This is a genomic window from Calidithermus terrae (assembly GCF_003574345.1).
Lineage (GTDB): Bacteria > Deinococcota > Deinococci > Deinococcales > Thermaceae > Calidithermus > Calidithermus chliarophilus.
Window position 1 is genome coordinate 1 of the sequence record NZ_QXDL01000133.1, and the last position, 11,529, is coordinate 11,529.

The window sequence follows — 11,529 nt, forward strand, 5'->3', positions numbered from 1 at the left end:
GAGGTCGGTGATCCAGGTCTGCACGGTCTTGAGCCGCTCGTCCCCGGCCACGATGCGCGGGTAGAGCACCAGGTTCCAGTGCGCGGCGAAGCTCAGCACCCCGGCGGCGATGAGCTGCGGCCGCAGCAGGGGCAGCAGGATGCGCGTGAGGATCACCCGGTGGCCCGCCCCGTCGAGCCGGGCGGCCTCGAGCAGCTCCACCGGCACCGTCCGCATGCCCTGGTAGAGCAGGTAGACGATGAAGGGGCTCGCCGCGAAGGGCAGCACCAGCGCCCACACCGTGTCGAGGATGCCCAGCCGCTGCAACAGCCCGTACAGCGGCACCAGCAGCAGCTCGGCCGGGATCGCCAGCATCACCAGGAAGAAGGGCAGCAGCCGCGCCCCCTCCCGGATGGCGTAGGCCGCCAGGAAGCCGGTGAGAAGCTGCAGCAGCGTAGCACCCCCCGACAGCAGCACCGAGAACAGCAGCCGCCCCCAGAAACCCTCCCAGAACTCCCCCTCCGACAGCACCCCGAAGTTGGCGAGGCTCAAGCGCAGCCCGAAGAACTCCCCCGCGAAGACCTGCTCGGGCGGGATGAAGGCCGCGTAGGCCATCCAGAGGAAGGGCAGGCCCACTAAGAAGGCCGCCGTGAAGACGAAGAGGTGGCGGATCACGCGGGCCTCCAAGAACGCCAAACGCCAAAGGCCAAACGCAATACGCCGAACGCCGAACGCCGAACGCCGAACGCCGGAAGACGTCGATCGTCGATAGCCAGGGGCGTCGAGGGTCGAGGGTCAAAGACAGAAGGCTCGTAGCTCGTGGCTTGTGGCTCGCGGTGAGAAACACCCCACTCCAACCCTCCCCGCCTGCGGGGAGAGAGTTCTATCCCCCCAGCCCCCCTTGCTAAGGGGGGTAGAGAAAGGGCGTTTGACGTTTGGCGTTTGGCGTTTGGCGTCTGGCGTACGACGTACGACGCAGGACGTACGACTGGTGTTTGGCGTCTCGCGTCTTGCGTCTTGCGCATGGCCCTACTCATGCTCCCCCCCGCGCAGCAGCCGGGCCTGGGCCAGGGCGAAGAACAGCGTCAGCAGCAGGATCACCACCGTCACGGCGGCGGCGTAGCCCAGGCGGAAGTTCTCGAAGCCGGTCTCGTAGAGGTAGTAGCCCAGCACCCGCGTCCCGCCGAAGGGGCCGCCGCGGGTGAGCAGGAACACCGCGCTGTACGACTGCAGCGAGAGCACGGTGCCGATGACGACCAAAAAGGTGACGGCCGGGCGCAGCAGGGGCAGGGTGATGTAGCGGAAGGCCTCGGCGGGGGAAGCCCCGTCCACGGCGGCGGCCTCGAGCAGCGTCTTGGGGATGCCCTTCAGCCGCGCCGAGACCACCAGCACCCCGTAGCCGATGTGCCGCCAGAGGGTGAACAGCGTGATCAGCAGCAGCGCCCACACCACCTCCTGGTCCCATCGCGGGACGGGGACCAGGCTCGCCAGGGCGCCGTACTCCGGCGAGAACAGCGTGTACCACGCCACCGAGGCCCCGCCCAGCGTGACCAGGCCCGGCAGGAACAGCAGCGCCTTGACCGCGCGCTCGTAGCGCTGGCCCTCCAGCGCCAGCGCCAGCAGCACCGAGAGGGCGATGAAGGGCGGCAGCGTCATCAGGGCCAGCACCAGGGTAGTCCCCAGGCTGCGGTGGAAGTCGGGGTCGGTGAGGATGTTGCGGTAGTTCTGCAGCCCCACCGGCTTCGGCTCCGACAGCCCCGACCACTCCCACGTCGAGAAGCGCAGAACGTCGAGGAAGGGGTACAGCAGGAACAACACCAAAAGCCCTGCCGCTGGCAGGGCGAAGAGCTGGGCCGGGTTAAAGCGCGATCTCATGGAGCTTCGGGCGGCGGGGCCGGGGGCCGGGGGCTGCGGCTAGCGCCCTACCACAGGTAGAGGGCAGAGAGCTTGAGCCAGTAGCGGTCGGTGAGCGCGAGCTCGAGGGCCAGGGGGTCGAGGTAGAGGCGGAAGCCCAGCCCGTACGCGAGGCTGAAGCCGTCCTGGAAGCCCAGCCCCACGTAGGCCGAGAGGGCGCTGCCGGGGAGCTCGAGGGTGGCCGTGGGCCCCAGGTGCGCCCCGAAGGAGGGCGCGGTCGCCCCGTTCTTCGCCGCGTAGCGCACGTCGATGCCGGCCCCTACCGACATCGAGAGGTCGCCCACCACCAGCGCGGGGATCAGGTTGAGGCGGCTGAGGCTCCAGAATTCGAAGCCGCCGGGCGCCAGGGGGTTGAGCTCGACGTCGAGGCCGGTGTCGAAGCCCAGCAGTGGCAGGCTGACCCCCGCCTGCACCGTGACGCTCTTACCCACCGTGAAGCCCAGCCCGGCGGTGTTCTCGGGGTAGGCCGGGACCTGGGCGAAGGCCAGCCCGAGAAGCAGCGTGAGGATTGGGAGAATTCGCTTCATCCTAAAACCTCCAGACTCAGGCCATCATAACAGGGCGTTCATGAGGGCTTCGGTAGCCTGGGGTCAAGACCGGCTTCGCCCTTCGTCAGCCGCACCGTGGGGTAAGGTATGGCCTGATGAGCCACCCGCTCTTCCTCCCCGCCGAAGCCGCGCCCCCCGAGGCCAGACCCCTCCCCGGGCTGCCCCTGCTGATCCTGGTGGGCCTCACCGGGGTGGGCAAGAGCAGCCTGCTCGAGGCCCTCGCCTACCCCACCCTCCCCGACCGCCGCGAGGTGGTGGACCGCTACGTGCTGCCGCTGTTCGGGGCCGAAGGCCAGGCCCTCGACCGCGCCGAGCGCTTCGCCCTGACCCGGCGCTTCCGCCAGACCCACCCCGGCGGGGTGGCCCAGGCCCTCAGCCAGGCCCGCACCCTGCCCGCCTGGCCCTTGCTCTTCGACGGGCTGCGGGGGGAGGCGGAGGTGGCCTACGCCCTCGAGCACCTCCCCCTCGCCCGCTTCGTGGTGCTCGAGGCCCGCGACCTCACCCGCCTGGCACGGCTGCTGGGGCGCGGCGACCGCTTCGACCGGGTGAGGCTCGAGGCGGCCGACGAGGAGGCGATCCGCGCCACGGCGCAGGGGGTGCTGTCGGAGGGGGAGCTCGAGGAGGCGCTGTCCTGGGGCTTCGAGGCCCAGGAGCTGCTCGCCAAGCTCAAGATCGTGGCGGAGGAGCGCCAGAATTACAGCCCCGAGGGGCCGCGGCGCCTGCTGGGGGGCCACCCCCGCGCCCTCTTCCTCGACACCGAGGCCCTGAGCGTGGCGGAGGAGGCCGAGCGAATCCGGGCCTTCGTGGGAGGGGTGCATGCCCAGCATTGACGCCATCCGGGCGCGGCCCTTCCGCATCCCGCTGCGCGGGGCGCTGCGCTGGGGCAAGGCCAGCGAGATGGGGGCCATGGAGCACGTGCTGCTCGAGGTCACCCTCTCCGACGGCTCGGTGGGGCGGGCCGAGGTCCCCCCGCGCCCCACCATCTACGGCGAGACCCAGGCCACCGTGCTGGCCGCGCTCGAGCACCTCGCCCCGCGGCTGCTGGGGCTGGAGGCGGAGGACGCCGAGGCCGTGCAGGCGGTGTTGGGCAGCTTCCCCGGCCACCCCACCACCAAGGGCGGCCTCGACATCGCGCTGTGGGAAGCCTGGGCCCGCTCGCAGGGGCAGGAGCTGTGGCAGGCCCTCGAGCCCCACCACGCGCGGGTGCGGGTGAGCTACATCCTGGGCATCGCCGGGGCCGAGGAGATGCTGCGCGACGCCGAGGCGGCCTACGCGGCAGGGGTGCGGGTGTTCAAGGTGAAGGTCGGGCGCGACCTCGAGGGCGACCTGGGGCGCCTGGCGCTGCTCAAGGAGCGCTTCCCCGACGCCGACCTCTACGCCGACGCCAACGAGACCCTCGACGCCGAGAGCGGCGAGCGTTACCTCAAGGCCTGGGCGGCGGCGGGGCTTTCGTACGTGGAGGAGCCCCTGCCCGTCGAGGAGGTCAGAGCCCGCAAAGCCCTGCGCGAGACGCGCTGGCTGCGCTTCATCGCCGACGACTCCTGCTTCACCCCGCGCGACCTGCGCCGCGAGCTGCAACTGGACACCTTCGACGTCCTCAACGTCAAGCCCGCCCGCACCGGCTACACCCAGAGCCTGGCCATGATGGGCCTGGCCCAGCAGGCGGGCAAGGGGGTGATGGTGGGCTCGCAGGCGCTGTCGAGCTTCGGCACCTACCAGACCGCCCTGCTGGCCTTCCTCGAGCCCGTCACCGAGCCCTGCGAGCTCGCCTTCCACCTCAAGGCCGAGGGCGGTTTCCTGCACTTCCCCCCCTTCCGCGACGGCTGGCTGCACTGGGCAGACCTCCAGGGCTGCCGCTTCGACGCCGAAGCCTTCGAGAGGTACGCCGCGTGAGCCTCCCGCCGCGGCTGCTCGAGGTCTTCCGGCACATCCACCGGCGCCTGGAGGCCGAGGGCCTCGACTGGGCCCTCACCGGCAGCCTGGCCTTCGCCATGCAGGGCCTGGAGGCCCTCCCCCGCGACATCGACATCCAGACCGACCGCGCGGGGGCCTACCGCTTCGAGGCGCTGTTCCGGGAACACGTGGTGCACCCGGTGGGCACCGACCGCGCCGGGGAGCGGGTACGCTCGCACTTCGGCGACTTCGACTTCGGCGGGGTGGCGGTGCAGGTGATGGGCGACCTGCAGAAGCGCGACCCCCTCACGGGGGCATGGGAGGAGCCCACCGACCTCCAGCGCCACCGCCGCTTCCTCGAGTTCGACGGGATGCGCGTGCCGGTGCTCGACCTGGCCTACGAGGCCGAGTCCTACCGGCGGATGGGGCGGCTCGAGCGGGCGGCGCAGCTCGAGGCGCTGGCGGCACGGCGGCGAAGCGCGCTATAGCGAGGCGATCAAGCCAGCAGGAGGTGTCGCCGTGGGACCACGGGTTTTCCGGCTTCCCGGCTCGAGCCTGCTCCGGGGCTGCGTGAAGGGAGGCGCCCGACCCCCCTCCCCCACGACGTGCCCTTCTGGTTCGCCTGGACGGCCTTCCGGCCCGAGGCCCAGCTCCGCTAGTGCGCCTCGCGCAGGCCCTCGAACAGGTCGGACTCCTTGGCCCGCCCGCCGTTGACCAGGCTGAACACCCGGTAGAAGTGGCCCCAACCCCAGACCCGCTCGTGGGTCGCCTCCGCCAGCGTCCGCAGGCGGGCGAGCGTGTGGGACTGGCTTTGGTGGCACTGGACGGCCTCCCAGGCAGCCCGCCAGTAGGCGGTGGCGTCCACGCGGGCGGTGATGGCCCAGTCGGCCCAGCCGGTGTGCGGCCGCTTAACCCCGTCCACGGTCATGCCGACGTCGCCCAGGGCCTGCCGGGCCCACTCGACGAGCTCGAGCGGGTCAACGAGGTAGTACAGCTTGTGCACCCGGTGGGGCGGCTGGGGGTCGGGGTAGCTCGAGTCGGCCGCGCAGACCACCGCCCCGCAGGTGAGCTGCGAGACGGCGACGTGGTCGGGGTGGCCGGTGTGCCCGTCGGGGCTGAAGGTGACCACCACCTCCGGCCGCGCCCGCCGCAAGTGCCCCACCAGCCGCCATGTAGCCTCCCGAGGGTCGGCCCGGTCGAGCCCGCCGTCGGGGTAGCCCAAAAAGGCCACCTCCCGCACCCCCAGCACCCCGGCCGCCGCCCGCAGCTCGGCCTCGCGCACGCGGCCCACGGCCTCCGGGCCCGGATTCTCCTCCTCCGGCTCGTCGTTGAGCTTGAAGGTGAGCCGGCGGCGGCGCCCCCAGCGTCAGCCTCAGCCAGCCCGCCAACGGCGCGACCGCCAGCACCAACACGGTGCGCCTGGAGGGCCAGGCCAGCGACGACCGCGGCATCCGCCGGCTCACCTTCAAGCTCAACGACGAGCCGGAGGAGGAGATCGGCATCAACCCCGGCCCCAGCGTGCGCTTCGCCCGCACCGTGGGCTTCCTCAGGCCGGGGGCCAACACGATCACGGTCTTCGCCTACGACACCGACGGCCAGCGCGGCGCGGCCACCGTCACCGTCAACTACGGCAGCGCCGGCGGCGGCACGAGCGGCCGCATCCTGCTCGTTGACGACGACGCGGGGCTCTCCCCCGACGCCGCCACGCCCGTCGAGGCCACGCTCAAGGCCCAGAAGATCGCCTTCGACACCCACGCCGTCCACACCCAGGGCCCGCTCTCCCTCGAGCGGCTGCGCCGCTACCCGCTGGTGCTGTGGATCCTGGGCGAGGCCTGGGCCGACACCCTCACCCCCGCCGACCAGCAGAACCTCCGCAGCTACATCCAGGGCGGGGGCCGGGTGCTCCTCAGCGGGCAGGACCTGGGCTACGACATCGGCGACACCCCCTTCTACCGCGAGGTGCTGCGGGCCGAGCTCGAGGCCGACAACGCCGACACCCTCAGCCTCAGCGCCTCCGGCAGCCTGGGCGGGGGCGGCTACACCCTCATGAGCGGCGACGGCCTGCGCAACCAGTACTACCCCTCGGCGGTGCGCCCGCTGGGCGGGGCCGAAGCGGCCCTGCTGTGGCAGCCGGGCGCCAGCCTCGCCCAGGTCCAGTCCCGCCCCGACGACCCCCGCGAGGCCCGCGAGAAGAGCAAACGCGCCAAGAAGAACGGCAAGGACCGCCTCGAGCCCCGCTTGCTGGCCCAGTCCGCCGGCGAATTCGCGGCCGGAACCTTGAGCCCCTTCGGCTCGGGCCGGGTGGTCTACCTGACCTTCGGCCTCGAGTCGCTCGCCTCCGACCAGCGCAGCCGCCTGCTGAGCGCCCTGATGAACTGGCTCATGCGGTAAGGCTGGTTCGGCGTTCACCGACAGCCGAACGCCGAACGCGAAGCGCAAGACGCACTTTTTAGGAGCGAGCACGAGACCCGCCCCTCCCTCTCCCCTTTACGAAGGCGCTAACGCAAATAAGCCCTCTCCCGCTGGGAGAGGGGCTGGATTGAGGAAGCTACCGGCATCCGGCTATCGGCTATCGGCTATCGACCCTCATCCCTTCTTCCGCTGCGTCAGGCTGAACCAGTTGCCCGAGTTGTCGCGCACCAGCGCCTCGACGCCGTAGAACTGCTCCTTGGGCGGGGACACGAAGTGGACGCCCTTCGCGCTCCACTCGGCGTAGTCGCGGTGGATGTCGTCGGTCTCGAAGACGCCCACGCCCATCGCACCCTTCTCCAGCAGCCCGCGGATGCGCTCGGCGGTCTCGGCGTCCATGTCCTGGCCGGCCTTGACCGGCATCAGCACGATCTCGAGGTCGGGCTGCGCCTTGGGCCCCACGGTAAGCCAGCGGAAGCCGTTGTCCATGCGCATGTCGGTGCGCACCTCCAGGCCCAGGATGCCCTGGTAGAACTCCAGCGCCTTGTCCTGGTCGAGCACGTAGATGGTGGTGTGGCTCTGACGGGTAACCATAACTCGCTCCTTTCTGCCTGGAGCATAACGCTAGGGCTCGAGCGGCGCTTCTTCAAAATTGCGCTCCGCGCCCGGGCCGCCGTACACGCGCAGGAAGCACGCGGGCACGTAGAGGGTGCGGTAGAGCAGGGGGATGTAGACCTGGGAGGTGGCGTACTTGCGGTACTGCGAGGGCGGCAGGCCCACCTCGCGCAGGAACAGGCCGCTGAAGGTCGAAAGGCTCTCGAAGCCGACCTCGAGGCACACCTCGCTCACCGACAGCTCGCCCTGGCGCAGCAGGGTCTTGGCCCGCTCGAGGCGCAGCCGGGTGAGGGTGTCGTGCGGGGTCTCCTGGAAGGCCCGCTTGTACGCCCGCAGGAAGTGGTGGGGCGAGAGGTTGGCCTGTGCGGCGATGCGGGGGAGGTTCAGCGGCTGGTGGTAGGCCTCGCGCAGGAAGTCGCGGGCCCGCAGCAGGCGGCGGAGGTTGGACATGGGGCTCAGGCCTCGGCCCCTTCGGGCAGGGCGGGCGGGACCGCCAGCAGGCTCAGCAGCAGCCCGGCGGCCCCGCTGAGCACGACGGCGCCCCAGGTGAGGTGGACCGACCAGCTCAGGCCCGCCCCCAGCAGCCCCACCGCGAAGTGGGCCGAGGTGACGAGGGCCGGCGCCAGGAAGGCGAACAGGCGCAGGGCCACCACCCGGCGGGGGCTGGGCTCGAGCCAGCGGTAAACCCCCTCGATGAGCAGCGCCGCCACCAGGAAGGCCCCCACCTGCCCGTAGGGGTACTCCCGCGCCATGAAGCCGATCGCCACCGCGTTGAAGCCGAACACCACCACCACGGCCCCCGGGGCCAGCCGCCAGCGGCGCAGGGTAAGCAGCAGGGCGCCCAGCAGGACGCTGTTGATCAGCAGCAGGGCGATGATCCCGAAGGCCTGGGTGTCCTGGCCCTGGGGGAAGCGCCCCAGGCCCCAGAAGTTGCCCACCGGGTGGGTGTACTCGAGGAAGAAGGTCAGGCCCGCCAGGGTGGCCGCCAGCGACAGCAGCATGGGCAATTGCTCGCCCAGGCTCCGCGGGCTCTCCCGGCGGGCCCAGGCCGCGCGGTAGGCCCCGCTCGCGCCCAGCACCAGCCCCGCCGCCAGCAGCAGGTGGGTGGGGCTGTAGAGCGCGTCGATGCTCTCCTCGATGCCGAAGAGCGTGTGCCAGAGGAGGTCGCCTGGGCCGCCCAGGAACCACAGGCCCAGCCCGCCCAGCGCCAGCCCGTACCCCGCGGGCAGGGCCTCGGCCCAGGAGGCCCCCCTCGAGCGGTTGACCCAGGCCACGCCCGCCAGGGCCAGGAAGTTGAGCGCGAAGCCCGAGTAGAGCACGGCGTGCCAGGGGGTGAAGAAGGACTCGTCCACCCGGCCGTGGGTGTGGGCCCAGCCGTCGAGGTAGAGGCCCCCCACGAAAAAGAGCGCGAGCAGGGCCATCGTCCAGTCCAGCGCCCGGCCGCCGATGCGCTGGGGGATTGCCGGTACCGATGCGTTCATGCGACCTCCTTTGGAGGGGTGCTCGAGGCGGTGCCGAGCCTTAGGGTAGCAGCCCGGGGCCGGGCGATAAAGCGGGCGGCTCGAGTTAGACTCGGCGCATGTTCCAGGGCAAGGTGGTGCTCGTCACGGGGGCGGCCCGGGGCATCGGCCGGGCCATCGCCGCGGCCTTCGCCGCCCAGGAGGCCATGGTGGTGCTGTGCGACGTGCGCCCCGAAGGCGCGGAGGTGGCGCGCGGGATGGGCGCCCTCTTCGTCCACGCCGACATCGCCCGGTCCCACGACCGCGAGCGCCTGGTCCACGAGGCCCTGCGCCAGTGGGGCGCGGTCAACGTGCTCGTCAACAACGCGGCCATCTCGGCCCCCGGCTCGGCCCTGCGGGTGGCGCTCGAGGACTGGCAGAAGGTCCTCGACGTCAACCTCACCGCCCCCATGCACCTCTCGGCGCTGGCCGCCCGCGAGATGAGCAAGAACGCCGGGGGCGCCATCGTCAACGTCGCCAGCGTGCAGGGCCTCTTCGCCGAGCAGAACAACGCCGCCTACAACGCCTCCAAGGGCGGTCTGGTCAACCTCACCCGCTCGCTGGCCCTCGACCTCGCCCCCCTGGGCATCCGGGTCAACGCGGTCGCCCCCGGCGCCATCGCCACCGAGGGCGTGCTCGAGGCCATCGACCTCTCCGAAAACCCCGAACAGACCCGCCGCGACTGGGAAGACCTCCACGCCCTGCGCCGCCTGGGCAAGCCCGAGGAGGTCGCACAGGCCGTGCTCTTCCTGGCCTCCGAGGCCGCGAGCTTCATCACCGGCGCCGTCCTCCCCGTAGACGGCGGCATGACGGCGAGCTTCATGATGGCGGGGAGGCCGGTATAATACCGGCTTCACAAAGATACGCTTCAAATCCGTCATGAGGTACATCTTTGTGAAGCCCAGGGCACTCCCTTCGGCCGGGGTGGATAGCCTCCCAAACCGGGTATAAGGGGCGGGGAGCAGGTAAGCCCTCAGCTTCAGCTCGTGGCCCGTGGCTCGTCAAGGGTCGAGGGCCAAAGCGTACGACGTACGACGTAGGACGTAGGACATGCGTCTCGCGTTCAGCTACCCGCCTACTTCCGCTCCACCTGGAGCGCCTTGCGCTGCGCCTCCTCGAGCGCCGCCTTGGCGCTGGTCCCGCCCTTGAGGGCGCGCTCGAGGGCTTCCTCGAGGAAGCCGTACCACAGCACGAACTCGGGGTCTTGCAGCCAGATGTCGGCCTCCTCGACCTGGGCGAAGGCCACGCGGCGGCGGGGGTCGGCCTTGTACCAGTCCTCCAGCAGGGGCTGGGCGGCGCGGCGCATGGGCAGGTAGTAGGTGGTCTTGACCCACTTGGCGATGTTGGCGGGCTCCATCAGGTACTTCCAGAAGGCCACGACGCCCTTGACCTGCTCGGGGCTCACGCCCTTGAGCGGGATCAGCGCGCCCCCGGCCAGGGGCACCTTGCCCCCGTTGGTGCGCGGGATGGCGGTGACGCCGAGCTTGAAGGGGATGGGGGCGCGGTCTTCGATGAGGGGCCAGGCGGTGATGGGGGCCACGCCCATGAAGGCCTTGGTGCGCAGGAAGTCGGCCACCGAGAACTGGGCCTCGGCGATGTTGCGGCTCTGCGCGGAGCCTTTCTTGACCATCTCCTGCAGGTACTCCAGCGACTCCACCACCCGGGCGTCGGTGAAGTTGGGCTTGCCGTCCTTGCCCACCAGGCTGCCGCCGCGGCTCATGACCAGCACGTTGAAGCTGTAGATGTCGGAGGAGACGATGTAGCCCTTGGCGGCGCGGCTGGTGAGCTTCTGGGCCGCGTTGGCGACGTCCTCCCAGCTCGAGGGGGCCTTGAGGCCCTTGGCGGCGAACTGGTCGGCGTTGTAGAAGAACACCGGCACCGAAAGGCCGATGGGCAGGCCGTAGGTCTGGCCTTTCACCTTGCCGGTCTCGAGGAAGCCCGGGAAGAAGTCGTTGGGGATGCCGGCGAGGTGGGCGTCGAGGGGCACGCCCAGCCCCTCCTGAACCACGCGGCCCAGGAAGGAGATCTCCCCGTGGAAGAGGTGGGGGGCCCCGCCCGAGCGCAGCGCGGCCAGGAGCTTGATCCCGCCCTCGCGGTAGTCGCCCACGAAGCGGTAGGTGATCTTGTAGTCCTTCTGCTGGGCGTTGAACTCCTTGATGAAGCCCTCGAACAGGTCCTGGGCGGGCGGCCCCGAGGTGTGCCAGAAGACGATCTCGGTAGGGCGCTGGGCCATCGCCGACAGGCCCAGCAGGAGCATAAACAGCGTCAAAACACGGTGCATCTAGCCTCCACGTCCCGGGCAACCGGCCCGGTCTGCCGTAGTCTGCCACGCCGGCGGATTAAAACTTTGGGCTTAATGCCAAACCCCCGGGCCCCTCCGCCGCGAAGCGCCCCCCAGGGCCCGGGGCGCGTCTTAACCCTTGAGGCCCTCCTCGAAGGTCTCGACGATGCGCCGCTCGTAGACCAGGTAGATGACGATCAGCGGCAGCGTCGCCGCCAGGGCCGCCGCCGAGAGCGGGCCCCAGTCGGCCGGGTTCTGCCGCTGGAGGTCGGTGATCCAGGTCTGCACGGTCTTGAGCCGCTCGTCCCCGGCCACGATGCGCGGGTAGAGCACCAGGTTCCAGTGCGCGGCGAAGCTCAGCACCCCGGCGGCGATGAGCTGCGGCCGCAGC

11 protein-coding genes and 3 pseudogenes are annotated in these 11,529 nt (G+C 70.8%); 5 read left to right on the forward strand and 9 right to left on the reverse strand.

Going from position 1 to position 11,529, the window contains the following annotated elements; translation table 11 throughout:
- The 3 genes from Mterra_RS14190 to Mterra_RS14205 all read right to left on the reverse strand — a co-directional run.
- Nucleotides 1-654: carbohydrate ABC transporter permease (locus Mterra_RS14190; protein WP_147372803.1), on the reverse strand; the 654-nt coding region annotated here is incomplete at its 3' end.
- A gap of 354 nt (nt 655-1,008) precedes the next feature.
- A complete protein-coding gene (locus tag Mterra_RS14200) occupies nt 1,009-1,854 on the reverse strand; it encodes a carbohydrate ABC transporter permease (RefSeq protein WP_119315774.1) in 846 nt (281 codons plus the stop codon).
- Between the two features lie 47 nt (nt 1,855-1,901).
- Entirely contained in the window at nt 1,902-2,420 is a 519-nt protein-coding gene (locus tag Mterra_RS14205; RefSeq protein WP_170159676.1) for a bioflim formation protein, read from the reverse strand.
- A gap of 116 nt (nt 2,421-2,536) precedes the next feature.
- On the opposite strand from Mterra_RS14205, the gene Mterra_RS14210 reads away from it, so the two are divergent.
- The 3 genes from Mterra_RS14210 to Mterra_RS14220 are packed head-to-tail and all read left to right on the forward strand — an operon-like array spanning nt 2,537 to nt 4,822.
- The gene (locus tag Mterra_RS14210; RefSeq protein ID WP_119315775.1) at nt 2,537-3,271 is read left to right on the forward strand and encodes a DEAD/DEAH box helicase family protein; all 735 of its coding nucleotides are present in this window, start codon (nt 2,537-2,539) and stop codon (nt 3,269-3,271) included.
- Nucleotides 3,258-4,334 (forward strand): enolase C-terminal domain-like protein, encoded by a 1,077-nt coding sequence (locus Mterra_RS14215; protein ID WP_119315776.1) that lies wholly within the window; start codon nt 3,258-3,260, stop codon nt 4,332-4,334. The genes Mterra_RS14210 and Mterra_RS14215 overlap by 14 nt, the downstream gene beginning before the upstream one ends.
- Nucleotides 4,331-4,822 carry a nucleotidyltransferase domain-containing protein gene (locus Mterra_RS14220; protein WP_119315777.1) on the forward strand — a complete coding sequence of 164 codons (492 nt, stop codon included), beginning with the start codon at nt 4,331-4,333 and terminating at the stop codon, nt 4,820-4,822. Before Mterra_RS14215 ends, Mterra_RS14220 begins: the two co-directional genes overlap by 4 nt.
- 167 nt (nt 4,823-4,989) lie before the next feature.
- Here the strand turns inward: Mterra_RS14220 and Mterra_RS14225 are convergent.
- A pseudogene (locus tag Mterra_RS14225) lies at nt 4,990-5,637 on the reverse strand (PIG-L deacetylase family protein); the annotation flags it as partial.
- A gap of 68 nt (nt 5,638-5,705) precedes the next feature.
- Between Mterra_RS14225 and Mterra_RS22870 the strand changes: the two are divergent.
- Nucleotides 5,706-6,725 (forward strand): annotated as a pseudogene (locus Mterra_RS22870) (Ig-like domain-containing protein); the annotation flags it as partial.
- A gap of 195 nt (nt 6,726-6,920) precedes the next feature.
- Here Mterra_RS22870 and Mterra_RS14235 read toward each other — a convergent pair.
- The 3 genes from Mterra_RS14235 to Mterra_RS14245 are packed head-to-tail and all read right to left on the reverse strand — an operon-like array spanning nt 6,921 to nt 8,839.
- Nucleotides 6,921-7,337, reverse strand: a complete 417-nt coding sequence (locus Mterra_RS14235) for a VOC family protein (protein ID WP_119315780.1) — start codon at nt 7,335-7,337, stop codon at nt 6,921-6,923.
- A gap of 30 nt (nt 7,338-7,367) precedes the next feature.
- Nucleotides 7,368-7,808, reverse strand: a complete 441-nt coding sequence (locus Mterra_RS14240) for a helix-turn-helix domain-containing protein (RefSeq protein WP_119315781.1) — start codon at nt 7,806-7,808, stop codon at nt 7,368-7,370.
- A gap of 5 nt (nt 7,809-7,813) precedes the next feature.
- Nucleotides 7,814-8,839: a hypothetical protein gene (locus Mterra_RS14245; RefSeq protein WP_147372805.1), complete on the reverse strand. Its 1,026-nt coding sequence runs from the start codon at nt 8,837-8,839 to the stop codon at nt 7,814-7,816.
- Nucleotides 8,840-8,937: 98 nt separating this feature from the next.
- On the opposite strand from Mterra_RS14245, the gene Mterra_RS14250 reads away from it, so the two are divergent.
- A complete protein-coding gene (locus Mterra_RS14250; RefSeq protein WP_119315783.1) occupies nt 8,938-9,702 on the forward strand; it encodes an SDR family NAD(P)-dependent oxidoreductase in 765 nt (254 codons plus the stop codon).
- A 230-nt stretch (nt 9,703-9,932) separates the two neighbouring features.
- Here the strand turns inward: Mterra_RS14250 and Mterra_RS14255 are convergent, their stop codons facing one another.
- Nucleotides 9,933-11,138, reverse strand: coding sequence for an ABC transporter substrate-binding protein (locus Mterra_RS14255; protein ID WP_119315784.1), 1,206 nt, complete (start codon nt 11,136-11,138; stop codon nt 9,933-9,935).
- Nucleotides 11,139-11,270: 132 nt separating this feature from the next.
- Nucleotides 11,271-11,529 (reverse strand): annotated as a pseudogene (locus tag Mterra_RS14260) (carbohydrate ABC transporter permease); the annotation flags it as partial.